This window comes from Xanthomonas sp. (assembly GCF_017163755.1).
Classification (GTDB): Bacteria; Pseudomonadota; Gammaproteobacteria; order Xanthomonadales; family Xanthomonadaceae; genus Xanthomonas_A.
In genome coordinates, this window is record NZ_JAFIWC010000018.1 from 22,191 (window position 1) to 40,795 (window position 18,605).

The 18,605-nt window shown below is 71.2% G+C and carries 16 protein-coding genes; 6 read left to right on the top strand and 10 right to left on the bottom strand.

Annotated features, from left to right (window positions below; translation table 11 throughout):
- Nucleotides 1-203 precede the first annotated feature (203 nt).
- The 3 genes from JR065_RS13075 (at nucleotide 204) to JR065_RS13085 (ending at nucleotide 5,064) form a co-directional block, all read left to right on the top strand.
- Nucleotides 204-2,393, top strand: a complete 2,190-nt coding sequence (locus JR065_RS13075) for a primosomal protein N' (RefSeq protein ID WP_206234684.1) — start codon at nucleotides 204-206, stop codon at nucleotides 2,391-2,393.
- Between the two features lie 702 nt (nucleotides 2,394-3,095).
- Nucleotides 3,096-4,394 carry an NAD(P)/FAD-dependent oxidoreductase gene (locus tag JR065_RS13080; protein ID WP_206234685.1) on the top strand — a complete coding sequence of 433 codons (1,299 nt, stop codon included), beginning with the start codon at nucleotides 3,096-3,098 and terminating at the stop codon, nucleotides 4,392-4,394.
- 52 nt (nucleotides 4,395-4,446) lie between these two features.
- Nucleotides 4,447-5,064, top strand: coding sequence for a trimeric intracellular cation channel family protein (locus tag JR065_RS13085; protein WP_206234686.1), 618 nt, complete (start codon nucleotides 4,447-4,449; stop codon nucleotides 5,062-5,064).
- A gap of 124 nt (nucleotides 5,065-5,188) precedes the next feature.
- On the opposite strand, the gene rpoH is transcribed toward JR065_RS13085, so the two are convergent.
- The 6 genes from rpoH to rhlB form a co-directional block, all read right to left on the bottom strand.
- The gene (gene rpoH / locus JR065_RS13090; protein ID WP_206234687.1) at nucleotides 5,189-6,067 is read right to left on the bottom strand and encodes an RNA polymerase sigma factor RpoH; all 879 of its coding nucleotides are present in this window, start codon (nucleotides 6,065-6,067) and stop codon (nucleotides 5,189-5,191) included.
- A 221-nt stretch (nucleotides 6,068-6,288) separates the two neighbouring features.
- The gene (gene ung, locus JR065_RS13095) at nucleotides 6,289-7,020 is read right to left on the bottom strand and encodes a uracil-DNA glycosylase (RefSeq protein WP_206234688.1); all 732 of its coding nucleotides are present in this window, start codon (nucleotides 7,018-7,020) and stop codon (nucleotides 6,289-6,291) included.
- A gap of 21 nt (nucleotides 7,021-7,041) precedes the next feature.
- Nucleotides 7,042-7,884, bottom strand: a complete 843-nt coding sequence (locus JR065_RS13100; RefSeq protein WP_206234689.1) for a response regulator — start codon at nucleotides 7,882-7,884, stop codon at nucleotides 7,042-7,044.
- Between the two features lie 7 nt (nucleotides 7,885-7,891).
- Nucleotides 7,892-8,839 carry a permease-like cell division protein FtsX gene (ftsX, locus tag JR065_RS13105; protein WP_206234690.1) on the bottom strand — a complete coding sequence of 316 codons (948 nt, stop codon included), beginning with the start codon at nucleotides 8,837-8,839 and terminating at the stop codon, nucleotides 7,892-7,894.
- Nucleotides 8,836-9,522, bottom strand: a complete 687-nt coding sequence (gene ftsE / locus JR065_RS13110) for a cell division ATP-binding protein FtsE (RefSeq protein WP_206234691.1) — start codon at nucleotides 9,520-9,522, stop codon at nucleotides 8,836-8,838. Before ftsE ends, ftsX begins: the two co-directional genes overlap by 4 nt.
- 70 nt (nucleotides 9,523-9,592) lie before the next feature.
- Nucleotides 9,593-11,392 carry an ATP-dependent RNA helicase RhlB gene (rhlB, locus tag JR065_RS13115; protein WP_206234692.1) on the bottom strand — a complete coding sequence of 600 codons (1,800 nt, stop codon included), beginning with the start codon at nucleotides 11,390-11,392 and terminating at the stop codon, nucleotides 9,593-9,595.
- 199 nt (nucleotides 11,393-11,591) lie between these two features.
- Between rhlB and trxA the strand changes: the two genes are divergently transcribed.
- Together trxA and rho are read left to right on the top strand one after the other, a co-directional pair.
- Nucleotides 11,592-11,933, top strand: coding sequence for a thioredoxin TrxA (gene trxA / locus JR065_RS13120; RefSeq protein WP_206234693.1), 342 nt, complete (start codon nucleotides 11,592-11,594; stop codon nucleotides 11,931-11,933).
- A 248-nt stretch (nucleotides 11,934-12,181) separates the two neighbouring features.
- A complete protein-coding gene (gene rho, locus JR065_RS13125) occupies nucleotides 12,182-14,035 on the top strand; it encodes a transcription termination factor Rho (protein WP_206234694.1) in 1,854 nt (617 codons plus the stop codon).
- Nucleotides 14,036-14,134: 99 nt separating this feature from the next.
- Here rho and JR065_RS13130 read toward each other — a convergent pair whose 3' ends face one another.
- The 4 genes from JR065_RS13130 to JR065_RS13145 form a co-directional block, all read right to left on the bottom strand.
- Nucleotides 14,135-14,551, bottom strand: a complete 417-nt coding sequence (locus JR065_RS13130; RefSeq protein WP_206234695.1) for a VOC family protein — start codon at nucleotides 14,549-14,551, stop codon at nucleotides 14,135-14,137.
- A gap of 7 nt (nucleotides 14,552-14,558) precedes the next feature.
- A complete protein-coding gene (locus tag JR065_RS13135; protein ID WP_241093606.1) occupies nucleotides 14,559-15,449 on the bottom strand; it encodes an energy transducer TonB in 891 nt (296 codons plus the stop codon).
- A 65-nt stretch (nucleotides 15,450-15,514) separates the two neighbouring features.
- Nucleotides 15,515-17,254: a bifunctional isocitrate dehydrogenase kinase/phosphatase gene (aceK, locus tag JR065_RS13140; protein WP_206234696.1), complete on the bottom strand. Its 1,740-nt coding sequence runs from the start codon at nucleotides 17,252-17,254 to the stop codon at nucleotides 15,515-15,517.
- A gap of 39 nt (nucleotides 17,255-17,293) precedes the next feature.
- Nucleotides 17,294-18,232, bottom strand: coding sequence for a LysR substrate-binding domain-containing protein (locus JR065_RS13145; protein WP_206234697.1), 939 nt, complete (start codon nucleotides 18,230-18,232; stop codon nucleotides 17,294-17,296).
- Nucleotides 18,233-18,327: 95 nt separating this feature from the next.
- Here JR065_RS13145 and JR065_RS13150 point away from each other — a divergent pair, with 95 nt between their 5' ends.
- A complete protein-coding gene (locus JR065_RS13150) occupies nucleotides 18,328-18,561 on the top strand; it encodes a hypothetical protein (RefSeq protein ID WP_206234699.1) in 234 nt (77 codons plus the stop codon).
- Nucleotides 18,562-18,605 lie beyond the last annotated feature (44 nt).

Below are 18,605 nucleotides of genomic sequence, written 5' to 3' on the forward strand. Positions count from 1 at the left end.
GAGGCTTGTGAATCCATCTTCACGGCGTGGAGCAAGCCATTCATGCACAGTCTTATCCACAGGAGATGTGGATAAACGCAATTCTCCAAGCCCAGCAGTGATTTACGACCCATTTATCACTTTGGGGGCAGCAATGAGCGGCAACTGGCCGCCGCCGATCGCGCAGTGCGCGGGCTCCCAACGCGCCCGGTAAACTGGCGCCGATGTCCGTCCCCGTCGCCACGCTCCGCATCGCCCTGCCGGTGCCGTTGCCGCACCTGTTCGACTACCTGCCCCCGTCCGGCGGCGCCGTCGCGGCCGGCGACGTCGGACGCCGGGTGCGGGTGCCGTTCGGCAGTCGCGAGCTGACCGGGGTGGTCGCCGCGCTCGGCAGCGTGGAGGACCCGGCGCCGCTGCGCGAGGCGCTGGCCTGGCTCGACACCGCCCCGCTGCTGCACGGCGAACTGGCCGACTCGCTGCACTGGCTGGCGCGCTACAGCCACGCACCGCTGGGCGAGGTGCTGGCGACGGCGCTGCCGGTGGCGTTGCGCCGCGGCGAGGCGCTGCCCGACACCCATGCCTGGGCCTGGCGCCTGACCGAGGCCGGCGCCGGCCACCGCGCCCGGCCCGGGACCCGTCCGCACCGCTTCGCCGAGTTGCTGGCGGCCGGGCCGCTGGACGAAGACCGGCTGGACCAGGCGATGGACGACTGGCGCAGCGCCGCGCGCAGCCTGGCCAAGCGCGCCTACGCCGAGCGCATCGCGGTGCCGGCCAGCGCCGCCGCGCCGCAGCCGCAGCCCGGTCCGGTCCCCAACGCCGAACAGCAGGCGGCGATCGACGCGATCGTCGCCGCACCGGGATTCGCCCCGTTCCTGCTCGACGGGGTCACCGGCAGCGGCAAGACCGAGGTCTACCTGCAGGCCATCGCCGCCTGCCTGGCGCGCGGGCGCCAGGCGCTGGTGCTGGTGCCGGAGATCGGCCTGACCCCGCAGACCCTGGCGCGGTTCCGCGCGCGCCTGGGCGTGCCGGTGCACGCGCTGCACTCCGGGCTCAACGACAACGAGCGCGCGCGGGTGTGGGCCGCGGCCTGGCGCGGCGAGGCGCGGGTGGTGGTCGGCACCCGCTCGGCGGTGTTCGTGCCGCTGCCGCAGCCGGGACTGATCGTGATCGACGAGGAACACGACGGCAGCTACAAGCAGCAGGACGGCATCCGCTACCACGCGCGCGACTTCGCCCTGGTCCGCGGCAAGGCGCTGGACGTGCCGGTGCTGCTGGGCAGCGCCACCCCGTCGCTGGAGAGCCTGCACAACGCCGGCAGCGGCCGCTACGCGCACCTGCGCCTGACCCGCCGCGCCGGCGACGCGCGGCCGCCGGCGGTGCGCGTGCTCGACGTGCGCAAGCGCCCGCTGCAGGACGGCCTGTCGCCGGACGTGCTGGCCGGCATCGGCCAGGCGCTGGCCGCCGGCGGCCAGGTGCTGGTGTTCAAGAACCGCCGCGGCTACGCGCCGGTGCTGTTGTGCCACGACTGCGGCTGGACCGCGCCGTGCCAGCGCTGCAGCACGCCGCTGCACGCCACGCCGATGACCGTGCACGCCGGCGGCCGGCGCCTGCAATGCCATCACTGCGGCGCGCGCCAGCCGGCGCCGCTGGCCTGCCCCGACTGCGCCAGCCTGGCGCTGCAGCCGCAGGGCATCGGCACCGAGCGGCTGGAAGAGCGTCTGCTGCAGGCCTTTCCCGACGTGCCGGTGCTGCGCATCGACCGCGGCACCACGCAGCGGCGCGACGCGCTGGAGACGCAGCTGGCCACGCTCGGCAGCGCGCCGGGGATCCTGGTCGGCACGCAGATCCTGGCCAAGGGCCACGACCTGCCGCAGCTGACCCTGGTGGTGGTGGTCGGCATCGACGAGGGCCTGTTCTCGGCCGATTTCCGCGCCAGCGAGAAACTGGCCCAGCAGCTGATCCAGGTCGCCGGGCGCGCCGGCCGCGCCGCCAAGCCGGGCGAGGTCTGGCTGCAGACCCACCACCCCGGCCATCCGCTGCTGGAGACGCTGGTGCACGGCGGCTACCACGCCTTCGCCGACGCCGAACTGGCGCAGCGCGAAGCGGCCGGCTTCCCGCCATACGCGCACCTGGCGCTGCTGCGCGCCGAAGCCCGCCAAGTCGAACAGGCCAACGCCTTCCTGAGCGCGGTGCGCGCGCTGCTGCCCGAGCACACCGAGGTGCAGCGTTTCGGGCCGATGCCGGCACCGATGCCGCGCCGGGCCGGTTTCCAGCGCGCGCAGCTGCTGCTGTCGGCGCCGGCGCGGCGCGCGCTGCACGCGGCGCTCGACGCCGCGGTGCCGGCGATCCACGCGCTGCCGCAGGCGCGCCGGGTACGCTGGTCGCTGGACGTGGATCCGCAGGATCTGTACTGATCCGCACGCGCGGCGCTGCGGTCGCGACACGGCGCCGTTCGCGTCTGTGCGGCCGAGGAATCGGCCGGTTCGCACGCAGCGATCGCACGCCCGCGAAACGTGCTGCGGCGGCATGCGCTTCGCTTGGCCTCGCAGCATCGGCTGCATTCGATCTTTCCGTGCGACGGCGCGCAGCTGCGTTCGCGATCGCAACCGGGCTGCCGATTCGATGTCATTGCAGAAAAATCCACTGAACGGTGACGCCGATCGCCAGCATCAAGGCTCGGCAACCGGGACGCTGCGCACCGCAAAGCCCGGACGGCGCGCGCCGTACATGCTGCACACACATACGCGCAGGCGTTTTACGCCACAATCGCCGGCATGAGCCTTTCCCCGCTCCGCCCCCGGCCACGGCAGCGCGCCACCTTCGCGCTGCCGTCGGCGCCGGCGGCGACCGCCAGCGCGAATGCCCCTGCGCCGCGCCGCCGCTAGCGTCCTTCGGCCGCCGGTCACGCCGCCGCGGCCACGCGGTGCGTGCACCCGTTCGATGCCGCACGCGGCACCCACGTGCGCGGCCGCCGCGCCCGGCGCATGGCACGCGCGGCACCGCCGCGACCGCGCCGCGCCGATGCCGGCGACAGCCGCCGCGCGCTGCGATGGCCATCCCGCGCGCGCGTCAGGCGCCGGCGCGCATCCCCAGATCCTGCATCCCCGGAGTCGCCCATGGCTGCCACGCCCGTCCCTCACCTGATCGTCGTCGGCGGTGGTTTCGCCGGCCTGTGGGCCACCCGCGCCCTGGCCGACGCGCCGCTGCGCATCACCCTGATCGATCGCCGCAACCACCACCTGTTCCAGCCGCTGCTGTACCAGGTCGCCACCGCCGGCCTGTCCTCGCCCGACATCGCCGCGCCGCTGCGCCACATCCTGCGCCGGCAGCGCAACGTGGAAGTGCGCCTGGGCGAAGTCGCGCAGCTCGACAAGCACGCCCGGCAGGTGCGCCTGGGCAACGGCGAAACGCTCGGCTACGACTACCTGCTGGTCGCCACCGGCGCCACCCACGCCTATTTCGGCCACGACGAATGGGCCGCGCACGCGCCGGGGCTGAAGACCCTGGACGATGCGCTGCACCTGCGCCGGCATCTGCTGCTGGCGTTCGAGCGCGCCGAGGCGGAGACCGACCCGGCCGCGCGCGCGGCATGGCTGAGCTTCGCCATCGTCGGCGGCGGCCCGACCGGGGTGGAACTGGCCGGCACCCTGGCCGAGATCGCGCGGCACACGCTGAAGAACGAGTTCCGCCGCATCGATCCGGCCGAAGCCAAGGTGCGGCTGATCGAAGCCGGGCCGCGGGTGCTGTCCTCGTTTCCCGAATCGCTGTCGGCCAAGGCGCAAAGGCAGCTGGAAAAGCTCGGCGTGGAGGTGCTCACCGGCGTGCCGGTGGCCGGCATCGACGGCAGCGGCTACCGCCTGGGCAGCACCTTCGTCGCCGCGCGCACGGTGGTGTGGGCGGCCGGCGTGGCCGCCTCGCCGCTGGCACGCACGCTGGAGGTGCCGCTGGACCGCAGCGGCCGGGTCCAGGTCGAGGCCGACCTGAGCGTGCCCGGCCATCCGGAGATCTTCGTCGCCGGCGACCTGGCCTCGCTGGCCCAGGCCGACGGCAAGCCGGTGCCCGGGGTGGCGCCGGCGGCCAAGCAGATGGGCCGGCACGTCGCGCGCAACCTGCAGCAGCGGCTGCGCGGCCAGGCCGGCAATGCGCCGTTCCGCTACGCCGACTACGGTAACCTGGCCACGATCGGGCGCATGGCGGCGATCGTGCATGTCGGCCGCCTGCAGCTGTCGGGGCTGCTGGCCTGGTGGTTCTGGCTGGCCGCGCACGTGTTCTTCCTGATCGGCTTCCGCAACCGCCTGGTGGTGCTGCTCAACTGGGCCTGGGCGTACTGGAGCTACCAGCGCGGGGCGCGGATCATCCTCGGCGACGACACGCGCCAGGACGAGGACCCCGGCGCGCCGCCGCCGCAAGCGTGACACCTCGCGGGCGGGCTGCGATCCTAGCGGCCCTTCCGCCGCCCGCCGCGCCTTGGCTACCTTCCTGCTGCTGCTCGACCTGCTCGGCACCTTCGTCTTCGCGATCAGCGGCGCGACCGTCGGCGTGCGCCACCGGCTGGACCTGTTCGGCGTGCTGGTGCTGTCGTGCGCGGCCGCGGTCTCCGGCGGCATCGCCCGCGACGTGTTGATCGGCGCCACCCCGCCGGCCGCGCTCGGCGACGCGCGCTACCTCGGCGCGGCGTGCCTGGCCGGGCTGCTGACCTTCTACAGCCACGGCACCGTCGAACGCCTGCGCAACCCGGTGCAGATCTTCGACGCGGTGGGCCTGGCGCTGTTCGCGGTGTATGGCACCAGCAAGGCGCTGGCGTTCGGCCTGACCCCGCTCAGCGCCACGCTGCTGGGCATGCTCAGCGGCATCGGCGGCGGCATCGTCCGCGACCTGCTGGTGGCGCGCACGCCGGTGGTGCTGCAGGCCGAACTGTACGCGGTGGCGGCGCTGCTCGGCGGCGGCGTGGTGGCCGTGGCGCACGTGCTGCACCTGCCGCAGCCGTGGGGGCTGGCGATCGGCGCCACGCTCTGCTTCGGCCTGCGCTTCATGGCCATCCGCTACGGCTGGCACCTGCCGGTGGCGCGTCCGCCGGAGGCGTGAGCGCGGCGCTGCCGGCTCGGGCGACCGACCGGCACAACGGCAACGAAAAAGGCCCGGAAAACCGGGCCTTTTCGTACTGTCGTCGGCTCGCCGTGCTTGCGAGGAGCCGGGCCAGGGGCAGCGATCAGGCCACGAACAGCGCCTTCATCTTCTTCAGCGCGTTCGCCTCGATCTGGCGGATGCGCTCGGCCGACACGCCGTACTCGTCGGCCAGCTCCTGCAGCGTGATCTTGCTGTCGGCGTCCAGCCAGCGGCGCTTGATGATGTCGCGCGAACGCGCATCCAGTTCGGCCAGGCCCTCGCGCAGCAACTGCAGCTGGTTGTCCTCGCTGTCGGCGCGCTCGTAGGCCTGCGAGGGGTCTTCCTCGGCGGCCATCAGGTAGGCGGCCGGCGACGGCGGCGCGTGGTCGTCGTCGTCGTCGGACGGCGCGTCGAAGCCGATGTCGCGTCCGGACAGGCGCGACTCCATCTCCAGCACCTCGCGCTCGGACACGTTCAGGTCCTTGGCGACCGCGGTCACTTCCGCCGCGTTCATCCAGCCCAGGCGGGTCTTGGACTTGCGCAGGTTGAAGAACAGCTTGCGCTGCGCCTTGGTCGTGGCGACCTTGACGATGCGCCAGTTCTTCAGGATGTACTCGTGCATCTCGGCACGGATCCAGTGCACCGCGAAGCTGACCAGGCGCACGCCCATTTCCGGGTCGAAGCGCTTGACCGCCTTCATCAGGCCGATGTTGCCTTCCTGGATCAGGTCGCCGAGCGGCAGGCCGTAGCCGTTGTAGCCGCGGGCCACGTGGACCACGAAGCGCAGGTGGGAATGGACCAGTTCGCGCGCCGCGTCCAGGTCTTCATGGTCGCGATAACGCACCGCCAGCTCGCGTTCCTCTTCGGACGTCAGCACCGGGATCTGGTGCACGGCGCCGATGTAGGCATCCAGCGAACCGAGCGGACTGGGGATCGGGAGGTTATTGGCCACCAGCGCGGTGGCAGGCATGGTCTGGTTCATAGGGGCTCATCTTAGCAGTCAAGTAATTGGACTGCCGGGTACAGTAAAAAGTTCCTGCGTTCCATTGATAGAACGTTCGTGCTGGAATGAAGCGCACAGCAGCGATGACGTGGAACGACGGGAAGGGCGCGCAGGAAAGGCTTTGCAGCCGCAACGCTAGCACCGGTACCGCGAAATTTCCGTGCATGCGGCGCGCACCGGGCCGCGCCGGCGGGCGGGGTTCAGCCGGCGGCCAGCATCGCGTCCAGTTCCGCGCGCGGCGGCAGGCTCCAGTCGATCGGTGCCGCCCCGCGACGGTGCAGGTAGTCGTTGGCCGAGGAGAAATGCTTGCAGCCCAGGAAGCCGCGATGCGCGGACAGCGGCGAGGGGTGCGGCGCCTTCAGCACGCGGTGGCGGCGGGTGTCGATGACCTTGCCCTTGGCCTGGGCGTAGCTGCCCCACAGCAGGAACACCAAGCCTTCGCGCTCGCGGTTCAGGGTATCGACCACGTGGTCGGTGAAGCCTTCCCAGCCCTTGCCCTGGTGCGCGCCGGCGCGGCCTTCCTCGACCGTCAGCACCGCGTTGAGCAGCAGCACGCCGCGCTGCGCCCACGGCAGCAGGCAGCCATGGTCGGGACGGCGGATGCCCAGGTCGTCCTCGATTTCCTTGTAGATGTTCAGCAGCGACGGCGGCACCGGCACTCCCGGCAGCACCGAGAAGCACAGCCCGTGGGCCTGACCGTAGCCGTGGTAGGGGTCCTGGCCCAGGACCACCACCTTGACCTGCTCGAACGGGGTGGCGTCGAACGCGGCGAAGATCTGCCGCCCCGGCGGGAACACGCGCGCGCCGGCGGCCTTGCGCTGGCGCAGGAAGCCGGCCAGCTCGCGCATCTCCGGGCGCAGCAGCCAGTCGCCCACCCGCGCCTTCCACGAAGGTTCCAGCTGCACCCGGGTTTCTTCTTCTTCGCTACTCATACGGTTAGGCGGTCGGATCAGTCAGAAGGTCACGGCGTTGTCGGCGAGCTTGGCCAGGCGCAGCTGGAACAGCACCTTGGTCACCAGCAGCCGCTCTTCGATCGGCTTTTGCACCAGGTCGTTGGCGCCGGCGCGCAGCAGCTCGGACTGGTTGTGCGGGTTGCTGTCGCCGGTCATCACCAGCACCGGCATGCGCCGCTTGCCGTAGGCGAAGTCGATGCGGATGCGCTGCACCACGTCGCGGCCGTTGAGCTCGCCCTTCAGGGTGACGTCGGTCAGCACCAGGTCGATGCGGCGGGTGGTGCGCCCGAGCGATTCGGCGGTGAGCAGCGCGAACGCGTCCTCGGCGGTCAGCACGTGCACCACCTGCAGTTCCTGGCGCTCGAGCATGCGCTTGGTCGCCTCAGCCACCACGCGGCTGTCCTCGACGTAGAGGATGGTCGCGCCGGCCACCGGCTGCGGCTGCACGTAGCCGCGGATGAAGGTCGCCAGCGCCTCGTGGCCCAGCGCCTTGTCGAAATAGTCGGTGACGTATTCGGTGAAGCGGCGCTCGACCAGGTGCTGCTGCGCGTCGCCGGACACCACGATCACCGGCACGTAGGCCTGCCCGGCCGCCTCGCGCACGCTGCGCGCCAGGGTCAGCCCGTCGCCGTCGGGCAGCGCCAGCGAGGTGGTGACCAGGTGCACCGGCCCGGCCTCCAGCGCCGCGCGCGCCTCGGCGATGCTGGAACAGCCGACCACCTCCACGTCCGGCAGTTCGCGCCGCAGCACGTCGGCGATCAGCTTGCGCACCAGCTTGGACCCGTCCACGACCATCACCCGCGGGGCGTCGCTGATCAGATGCTTGAGCTCGTGCCGGGACATGCGCGCCTCAGGTGTCGGTCGGGCGGGTCTGGCGCAGGAAGTGGCCGGTCACCAGCCATGCCCCCAGCCAGCCGAGCAGCAAGGTGCCGAGCAGCACGAACGAGGCGTGCAGGGCATCCAGCCCGTGCAGCGCGAAACGGCTGCCGTAGCTGTCGGCCAGCGCCGCCAGCGGCGGCCCCAGCGCCAGCCCGGACACCGCGATCAGGCCCAGCGCCAGCGCGCCGGCGCCGAACCCGTACCACGCGCCCAGGTACAGGAACGGGCGGCGGATGAAGCCGTCGCTGGCGCCGAGCAGCTGCAGCACGCCGATCTCCTCGCGCCGCGACTGGATGTCCAGGCGCACGGTGTTGCCGACCACCAGCACCGCGCCGGCGCCGAGCAGCGCCGACAGCACCTGCACCAGGCGCTCGCCGAAGCGCAGCCAGCCGTCCAGGCGCTTGCGCCACAGCGCGTCGTGCTGCACCAGGTCGGCCTGCGGCAGCGCGCTCAGCGACGCCGCCAGCGGCGCGTCGTCGGCCGCGGCCGGGGTGACGATCAGCAGCGTCGGCAGCGGGTTGTCCTCGAGCGCGCCCAGCGCCTCGCCCAGCCAGGCGCTGTCGCGCAGTTCGGCCATGCCCTGCTCGGGCGTACGCAGCGCCACCGCGGCCACGTCGGCGCGGCCGCGCAGGCTCTGCGCCAGCGCGGCGGCGCCGGCGGCGTCGATATCGGTCTTCAGGAACACGTTGATGTCGCGCGACTGCTGCACGTTGCCGGCGAAATGCTTGAGGTTGTCCAGCGCGATCGACAGGCCCAGCGGAAGCGCCAGGGCCAGCGCCATCACCGCCATCGTCAGCAGCGTCGCCCACGGCTTGCGCATCGCCCGGCCGAGGCTGTAGACGATGCTGTGCAGGTGATGGTCCCACCACACGGCCAGGCGCGAGGGCGCGGTCGCGCCGGCGGCGTTGCGTGCGCTCATTCGGCCAGGTCCTGCGGCGAGATGTCGTCGACCAGGCGGCCGTGGTCCAGCACCAGCACGCGCTTGCGCATCTGCTTGAGCAGCGCCAGATCGTGGCTGACCACCAGCACGCTGGTGCCGCGCGCGGGCATCTCCGCGAACAGTTGCATGATCTCCGCGGCCAGGGTCGGATCGAGGTTGCCGGTGGGTTCGTCGGCCACCAGCAGCCGCGGCTCGCCGACCATCGCCCGGGCGATGCCCACGCGCTGCTGCTCGCCGGCCGACAGCTGCGACGGCAGCGCCTTCTCGCGATGGCCCAGGCCCATGCGTTCGAGCACCGAGCGCACCCGCTTGCCGATCTCGGCGCGGCGGGTGCCGCGCAGGATCAGCGGCAGCGCCACGTTCTCGGCGATGCTGCGGTCCATCAGCAGGCGGTGCTCCTGGTGCACCGCGCCGACCTCGCGCCGGTGCAGCGGCACGCGGCGCCCGCGCACCTTCAGCAGGTTGCGGTCGGCGAACAGCACCGCGCCGCGGCTGGGCCGCTCGCTGAGATGGATCAGCTTGAGCAAGGTGCTCTTGCCCGCCCCGGAGTGGCCGGTGACGAACAGCATCTCGCCCTCCTCCACCTGGAAGCTGACGTCCACCAGCGCCTCGTGGCCGCCGGCGTACTGTTTGCTGACATTGTCGAACCGCAGGACGCTCATCCGGCGATTATGCCGGAGCGCCCCGGGTTTTCGTCCACCGTGCGCGGCCCGCGGGCGGTGGACGAGCGGTTCAGGAGCTGGAGACCAGCGAACGCAGCTTGCGGCCCAGGCGGGTCAGGAACGAATCGTTGCCGCCCTGCGACGCCGACCGCTCGGCCTGGCGCGCCTTGATCGGCGTGGCCGGCACCTGCACCGGCTTGGCCTGCGCAGCGGCGCCGGCGGCGCCATTGGCGCCGCTCGGGCCGGCCGTGCCGTTCGCGTTCGCGCCCTCGGCGCCTTCCAGCGGGCGACCGGCGCGACGGCGCCGGCGCTTGCGCGGCGGACGCTCGCCTTCGGCCGCCGGCGAAGCCTCGGCGGCCACGCGCGCCGGCTTCGGCGCCTGCGCCTTCGGCTCCGGTGCGGAGCTGGCCGCGACCGCATCGGCGGGCACCGCCGCGACCGCGGCCGGGTCGCCTTCCGGACGCGGCTTGCGCGCGCGCCGCGGTTCGTCGCTGCGGCGTTCGCCGCGCGGGCCGGCGCCGCTGCGCGCGCCTGCCGGGCCGCCGGGCTTGCCGCGGCCGCCGCCGCGACGCTGCTCGTCGGCCTCGCGCTGCGCGCGCGCCTCGCGGAAGATGTCGCCGATGCTCTCGTCGGCGTCGGCATCCACGTCCGCCTCGGCCTGGCCTTCGACCACGGCGCGCGGCGCGCGCGGCAGCGCGGTCAGCAGTTCGGCGGTGACCGGCTCGACCGGGATCTTCTGCTCGATGTAGGCCTCGATGTCCGGCAGGCTCATCGCGTAGCGCTCGCAGGCGAAGCTGATCGCGTCGCCTTCCTCGCCCAGCCGCGCGGTGCGGCCGATGCGGTGCACATAGTCCTCGGCGTCGAACGGCAGGTCGTAGTTGTAGACGTACTTGACCCCGTCGATGTGCAGGCCGCGCGCGGCCACGTCGGTGGCCACCAGGATCTCCAGCTGGCCCTTCTGGAAGCGGTTGAGCAGGGTCTCGCGCTTCTTCTGCGGCACGTCGCCGGACAGCACGCCCACGCGGTAGCCGTGGCGCTCGAGCGAGCGCGCCACGCGCTCGACGAAGGCCTTGGTGTTGACGAACACCATCGTGCGCGCGCCCTCGCTGCGCGACAGCAGGCCCAGCAGCAGGGTCAGCTTCTCCTCGTCGGAGGGGAAGTAGATGCGCTGGCGCACGCGCGCGGCGGTGATGCTCTCGGTTTCGACCACGAGCTTTTCCGGCTCGTTCATGTGCTCGTAGGCCAGCTCCAGCACGCGGTGGCTGAGCGTGGCCGAAAACAGCAGGGTCTGGCGGGTACCGCGTTCGGGCATGCGCCGCAGCAGGAAGCGGATGTCCTTGATGAAGCCCAGGTCGAACATGCGGTCGGCTTCGTCGAGCACGCAGATCTCGCAGGCGTGCAGCGAGACGACCTTGTGCTGCTTGACGTAGTCGATCAGCCGGCCCGGGGTGGCGATGATCACGTCCACGCCCTGCTGCAGCAGCTCGCGCTGCTTGTCGTAGTCCACGCCGCCGTAGACCAGCGCGAAGCGCAGGCCCAGGTCGGCGCCGAACTTGACCGCGTCCTTGTGGATCTGGATCGCCAGTTCGCGGGTCGGCGCCAGGATCAGCGCGCGCGGGTCCTCGGCCTTGCGGTCGGCCAGCGCCGGGCGGCTGAGCAGGCGGTTCATCACCGTCACCAGGAACGCCAGGGTCTTGCCGGTACCGGTCTGGGCCTGGCCGGCCACGTCGCGGCCCGGCAGGGCCACCGGCAGGGTCAGCGCCTGGATCGGGGTGCAGCGGGTGAAGCCGGCGCTCTCCAGCCCGGACAGCAGCGCCGGTTGCAGGTCGAACGCGGAAAAAGTCACATCGGTCAGCGGTTTGTCGCTCATCATTCCATCTTCGTGAGGCCACCTCGCCCGAAGCGTAGGTCGCGGCTTGCATCGTCCCCGGCAGCGTCGCACACTGACAACTTCTATGCCGGGTCGCGCGACAGGGGGAATCCCTTGATTTCGCCGCGCAATGCCCCAGTTTACCGCAATGCGGCGGCCACCCGGTCCGGCTGGTCGCATTGCCCCAGGAGATCTCCAAGTGAACGATAAGGTTGTACACGTCGGCGACGCCGATTTCGATACCGCCGTGCTGCAGTCCGGCGAGCCGGTACTGGTGGACTTCTGGGCGGAATGGTGCGTCCCGTGCAAGATGATCGCCCCGGTGCTGGACGATCTGGCCGACACCTACGACGGCAAGCTGAAGGTCGCCAAGGTCAACGTCGACGAGAACCGCGCCACCGCGATCAAGTACCACGTGCGCTCGATCCCGATGCTGCTGCTGTTCAAGGACGGCCAGGTCCAGGCCACCCAGATCGGCGCGGTCGGCAAGGGCCAGCTGACCCAGATGATCGACAAGACCCTGGGCGGTGCCGCCGCCTGAGGCGGCGCCTACCGCCTTCGCCCGCCGGCGGCCGTCGCCGTGGCGGGCGCCGACCGGCGCCAGGCATGGCGCTGGCGGCTGAATCGCCTGCGGCGGCGGCGCTTGCCGTCGCCACGCGGCGGTGATAGTGTCAGCCCATCCGGTGGCATTCGCGCACCGCACCCCCTCTGGAAGATTCTCTTCTAGACCCCTTCCCAACCCGTTTGCCCCCACGCTGGGCGCTCGCACTCATAGCGAGGAATCACCACTTGTCCGATAACACCACTACCGAACCCGGGAGCGTCGACGCCCCCGCCGAGAAGCGCGCGCGCAAGCCGCGCGTCAGCAAAGCCGCGTCCGGCGCCGAAGGCGGTGCCGACCACGGCGCGCCCGCGCAGCCGAACCTGCCGCTGAACCCGGCGCCCGCCCACCAAGCCGAGGCGCCCCGTCCCGCTCCGCAGGAACGCCAGGAACACGCCGCGCCACAGGAACACGCGCAGGCCTCGTCCTCGTCCCAGCAGCCCCAGTCCGCTCCCGCCTCCGGCGGCGATGCCCAGGGCCAGGGCGGCGGCAACGGCAACCAGAACGACGGCGGCGAATCGCGCGAAGGCGGCAATGCGCGCTTCAACAACCAGAATCCGCAGAACCAGAACAATCCGCAGAACAACCAGAACAATCAGCAGGGCAATCGCCGCGACCGCTTCCGCAATCGCCGCGATCGCGGCGGTGGTGGTGGTGGCGGTGGCGGTGGCAATGGCGGTGGCCGCGAGCGCTACCCGGACAACGGCCTGCCCAACGACACCGGCGCCAACGAAGTGTTCGTGCCGCGCCCGCACGCCAACGTGCCCGAAGGCTTCCCGATCTACTCGCTGAGCGACCTGAAGCGGATGCCGGCGCAGAAGCTGCTGGACATCGCCGAGCAGCTCAACATCCAGGACGGCGTGGCCCGCGCACGCAAGCAGGACGTGATCTTCGCGCTGCTGAAGGTGCTGACCCGCCACGGCGAAGGCGTCGCCGCCGACGGCGTGCTGGAGATCCTGCCCGACGGCTTCGGCTTCCTGCGCGCGGCCGAGGCCAGCTACCTGGCCGGCCCGGACGACACCTACATCTCGCCCAGCCAGATCCGCCGCTTCAACCTGCGCACCGGCGACCACCTGTCCGGCCGCATCCGCTTCCCGAAGGACGGCGAACGCTACTTCGCGCTGTCGATCGTCGACACGATCAACGGCGAGCCGCTGGAAGCGAGCAAGAACAAGGTGCTGTTCGAGAACCTGACCGCGCTGTTCCCGCGCAAGCGCTTCACCCTGGAGCGCGGCAACGGCTCGTCGGAAGACATCTCCGGCCGCATCCTCGACCTGATGGCGCCGCAGGGCAAGGGCCAGCGCGCGCTGATCGTGTCCCCGCCCAAGGCCGGCAAGACCATGCTGATGCAGCAGGTGGCCACCGCGATCACCACCAACCACCCCGACGTGCACATGATCGTGCTGCTGATCGACGAGCGGCCGGAAGAAGTGACCGAAATGCAGCGCACCGTGCGCGGCGAGGTCATCTCCTCCACGTTCGACGAGCCGGCCGCGCGCCACGTGCAGGTCGCCGAGATGGTGATCGAGCGCGCCAAGCGCCTGGTGGAACACAAGAAGGACGTGGTGATCCTGCTCGACTCGATCACCCGCCTGGCCCGCGCCTACAACAACGTGGTGCCGTCCTCCGGCAAGGTGCTCAGCGGCGGCGTCGACGCCAACGCGCTGCACCGCCCGAAGCGCTTCTTCGGCGCGGCGCGCAACGTCGAGGAAGGCGGCTCGCTGACCATCATCGCCACCGCGCTGGTGGAGACCGGCAGCAAGATGGACGAGGTGATCTACGAGGAGTTCAAGGGCACCGGCAACAGCGAAGTGCACCTGAACCGCCGTATCGCCGAAAAGCGCGTGTACCCGGCGATCGACATCAACCGTTCCGGCACCCGCCGCGAAGACCTGCTGATCGAGCCGGAGCTGCTGCAGAAGATCTGGATCCTGCGCAAGCTGCTGCATCCGATGGACGAGATCGCGGCGATGGAATTCCTGCTGGACAAGATGAAGAACACCAAGTCCAACGACGAGTTCTTCGGTTCGATGAAGCGCTGAGTCCGGCGCGGCCTCGAACGCGAAACGCCCCGCTTCGGCGGGGCGTTTTCGTTTGCGCGCCCTGGCGGGCGACGCCGTGGCGGCATGCCCGCGCGAGGCTCAATCCGGATACAAGCGCATGCCCGCATAGGGCTGAAGCCGGCATTGCGCCAGGCGCGAGGCCAGATCGCCGACATGCGCTTCCAGCCGGTGGCCGTCGGGGTCGAGGAAGTAGAACGAATCGCCTTCGCTGCGGTTGCGCTGCCATTCCACCACCGCCTGCGCGCGCAGCCGCTCGACGAAGCCGGCGAACGCGTGCTGCGCGATGGAGAACGCATAGTGGGTGTAGCCGGCCGCCGGGCGCGGCCGTTCTGGCGCAGCCGCCACGGCCAGGCACAGCCACAACGGCCCGCATTCCAGGTAGGCGCCGTTGTCCCAGCGCGCGGCCAGGCGCATTTCCAGCAGGTCGCGGTAGAAGCCCAGGCTCCGCTCCAGGTCGGCGACCGCCAGCGTCAGATGGCTCAGGCCGGCAAGCACCGGGCGACTAGCCGCCTTCCAGCGCAGTCAGCAGCCGCGGGCCGGCCTTGCGCCCGGCCATGTACACGCCGCCGCCGGGCAGCGCATCGGGCGAGAACTGCGCGCGGTCCTGCGGGATGGGCCACGGCGCCGGTTGCCGCGGCCCGGGCACGTAGCTGACCCAGCGGCCGTAGTCGTCGGGATTGCCTTCGTTGGGATTGCCCTGAAGCGTGTAGCTCACCGGCACGCGCACGATCCAATACGGCTCGGCGGCCGCCTCGCCTTGCGTGGGCGGGCGGAACGTCCACTTCCGGGCCGCCGCCAACGCGCTCTTGGCGAAGATGTCGCGCAGCCGCCTCATGTCGTTCTCCGACGCCACCACCTGCAGGTTGACCTGCTCGGCGAAGGCCTGCTCGGGCTTGCCGTCGCGTCCGACCTTGACGACCAGGTAGACCATGCCGCCGGCGCCGGCGCGGAACGCCGCTTCGGGGTAGGCCGGCGGGCGCATCTGCAGCATGCCCACCGCGGCCGGGTCGCGTTCGTCGTAGGTGTCGAAGCTGACGTTGCGGATGGCGATCTGGTAGCTGTCGCCCTCCTGGCGCTTGGCCACCACGCGCACGCTCATCGGCGCACGCGCGGCCACCGGCTTGCCATCGCGGGTGGCCGGCTCGAACGTCCATTGCAGCGCCGAGCTGCGCACGAAATCCACGACGCCGGACGGCAGCCTGTCCTCCTTGTCCAGGACCACACGGCTGACCGAGCCGTCCGCCTCGATATCGACCTTGCCCTGCAGCAGCAGGCTGCTTTCGATCTGCTTGCGCACCGCGCCCGGTCCTGCGGCAAACGCGCTGCCGGCGAACAACGCCAGCGCCAGCAACAGCCATCCGCGCAGCGCCATACCCTGCATGTTCCCTTGCATCCGTCATTCCTTCGCGAGAGGTTGGTAGGCGCCGATTACAGCGCAGCGGCGCGCCGCAGCGCAAGTCAGGCCAGGCGCAGCGACGGCGGGTACGGCGGCGTGTCCGGATAGTCGTCCTCGCGCAACCGGGCCTGCAGGCTGCGCCACCACTGCGGATCGAACAGCTCGGCGTGCGCATGCCTGACCGCGTCCAACACCGCCGCCGGCAGGCCCATGAACAGCGCGAAGCGCTCGGGAAACACGTCGCGCGGGCCGACATGGAACCACGGCTCGGCCGACATCGCCTCCTCCTCGTTGCGCGGCTGCGGCCAGTCGCGGAACGTGCAGTCGGTGACCAGGCACAACTCGTCGTAGTCGTAGAACACGGCGCGACCCTGGCGCGAGATGCCGAAGTTCTTCAGCAGCATGTCGCCGGGAAAGATGTTGTTGCAGGCCATGTCCTTGATCGCCTGCGCGTAGTCGAGCGCGGCCTCGCGCGCGGCCTCGGCGCCTTGCTCGCGCAGGTACAGGTTGAGCGGACGCAGCCGGCGCTGCACGTAGCACAGCTCCACGATCACGTCCTCGCCGTCTTCGCGCAGGTTGCGCGCGCAGCCTTCGAGCAGTTCCTTGAGCAGCGCCGGGGCGAAGCGCGCGCGCGGGAAGCGCAGCGAACGGTACGGCTGCGCGTCGAGCAGGCGCCCGACCCGGTCCAGGCTGAACACCAGCGCGTACTTGTTCTCCACGTCCTGGCGGCTCATCGCCTTCGGATAGGCGAAGCGGTCGCGTATCAGCTTGAACACCAGCGGATAGCTGGGCAGCGTGAACACCGCCATGACCATGCCCGGGGTGCCGTCGGCATGGGTCAGCTGCTCGTGCGGATGGGCCTGGAAGTGGCGGAAGAAGGTGCGGAAGCGCTCGGTCTTGCCCTGCTTGGCGCGCCCGAGCGTGGTGTACAGCTCGTCGATGGGCTTGTGCGGCAGCAGGCTGCGCAGGAACACCACCGCGTCGCCGACGGTGGCCAGGTCGGCCTGGAAGTAGCTGCGCGAGATGCCGAACAGCTGCGCCACGTCGCTGCGCCGGGTCAGCACCGCCTCGGCACGCAGGCCGCGTTCGTCGTTGACCAGCGCGATCACGCACGGCGAGAAGCGCTGCTCGCCGAACACGCGCCCCACCAGGTAGGCGCGGCGCTCGCGGTAGAACACCGTCTCCAGCAGTTCGATGCCGCGCACCGGATGCTCGCCCCAGTGCGCCAGGTCGTCCTGCAGGCGCACCGCGATGGCCGCCGCGCAGCGCGTGCGGTGCGCGTACGGCGCATCGAACGGGTAGTCGCCGAGCACGCGCACGAAGGTATCCACCGGCCGCGTCTCGGACACCGCATAGCTGTGCCGGGCGACCGGATGGGTGATCGCGTCGGTCGGCTCGATGTCCAGCGCGACGAACTCGATCTGCGCATCCACGCCCTGGGTGCGGAAGAAGCGCCGGGTCAGCGTGTTGTAGAAGGTCTTGTACAGCTCCTGGTCGATCAGGCCCTGCAGCTGCGCGGCGAAGCGGATGCGCACCTGCGCCCACAGGCCGCGGTCGTGGGTGCGGCCGAGCAGCAGCGTGCGCAGCCGCAGCATGCATTCCTCGATGCACTGGTCGTACAGCGCGATGCGCTCGACCGCGTCGCGGCGCGCGCCGTTCCAGTCGCGCAGTTCGAAGCGGCGCCGCGCGCGGCGGCTGATCTGCGCGAACCGCGCGTGGTAGTCCTCGAACGCGTCGTGGATCAGCCGCGCGACGGCGTCGGCACGGGGCTCGGGCGGTGGCGGCGCGGGCGCGGTGGACATGGCCGCAGTCTAGGCCCTGTCCGCGCCGCTGCAACAGTCCTACCGCTTGCGCCGCGAACCGCTGCGGCGCGGCGCCTGCGCCGAGGCCGCCGCCTGCATGTGCTCGAGGTGCTCGTCGGCCTGCCGCCGCAGCCAGCCGCGAAACGCGACGAACCCCAGGTGGCCGGCCGAGCGCGGCGGATACACCAGGTAATGCGACCAGGCGGTCTTGAGCCGATGCGGCGACAGCGGCACCAGCTGGCCGGAGTCGATCAGCAGCCGCGCGCGGGTGATCCGGCCCAGGGCCACGCCGACGCCGTCCAGCGCGGCGCGGTGATGCGATTCGGAGTCGTCGAACACCGCCACGTAGCGTGCCGGCGGCGATTCGCCGGTGGCCGCGAACCAGCGGTCCCATTCGCCGTCCGGATCGCCGAGCAACGGCCACTGCGCCAGCGGCACGGGCTTGCGCGCGCGCATCCGCGCGATCAGCGCCGGGCTGGCCATCGGCACCAGCCATTCGTCGAACAGCGGCTCAGCGGTGACCCCGCTCCACTGCCCGGTGCCGATCCGCAGCGCCGCGTCGATCTGCGGCTGCCGCTCGAAATCCACCAGCCGCTGGTCCGACAGCAGGTTGATCTCGATGGTCGGATGCGCAGTGAGGAAGCCGGCCAGCCGCGGTACCAGCCACGCCGAGGCCATCGACGGGGTGAGGCTGATCGTCAGCACGTCGTCGCGGCGCGCGGCGAACGGCTGCAGCGCTTCGGTGATCGCGTCCAGGTGCGGCGCGATGCGCTCGATCAGGCGCTGCCCGTCCGCGGTCAACGCCACGCCGCGCGCGTGCCGGGTCAGCAGCCGGTAGCCGAGCCGCTCCTCCAGCGTGCGCATCTGGTGGCTCAACGCACTGACGGTGAGGTTCATCGCCGCCGCGGCGCGCGACAGGTTGCCGAGCCGGGCGACGGTGGCGAAACCTTGCAAGGTGTGCAGCGGCGGACGCGCCATGTTGAATCCCATTCAAGGCTGACTTGCAAAACCATCGCTTTTTCGGCGTCGAGCTTGCGCCTATCGTCGATCCTACTCAAGTGAGGAGACGCGCCATGAGCATCTTCAACGACCTGCTGTTCCACCACGGGCATGTCGCCAACGCCGAGCTGGCGCGTTCGCTGGCTGCGCCGAAGGACCCGGCGCCGGCGCCAGGACCGGCGCCGCAGCCTCAGGACAGCGACGCCAACGCGGCGCAGGCCGCGCCCGAGGCAAAGCGCGCGGCGGCGCGGGCGCGCCGCCATTCGGCGCTGCTGCAAGCGATGACCGCGCTGTCGCCGTTTCGTTGAAACGGCGGCGCCGCTACCCGCAGGCATGCGTTCGCCTGCGGCCA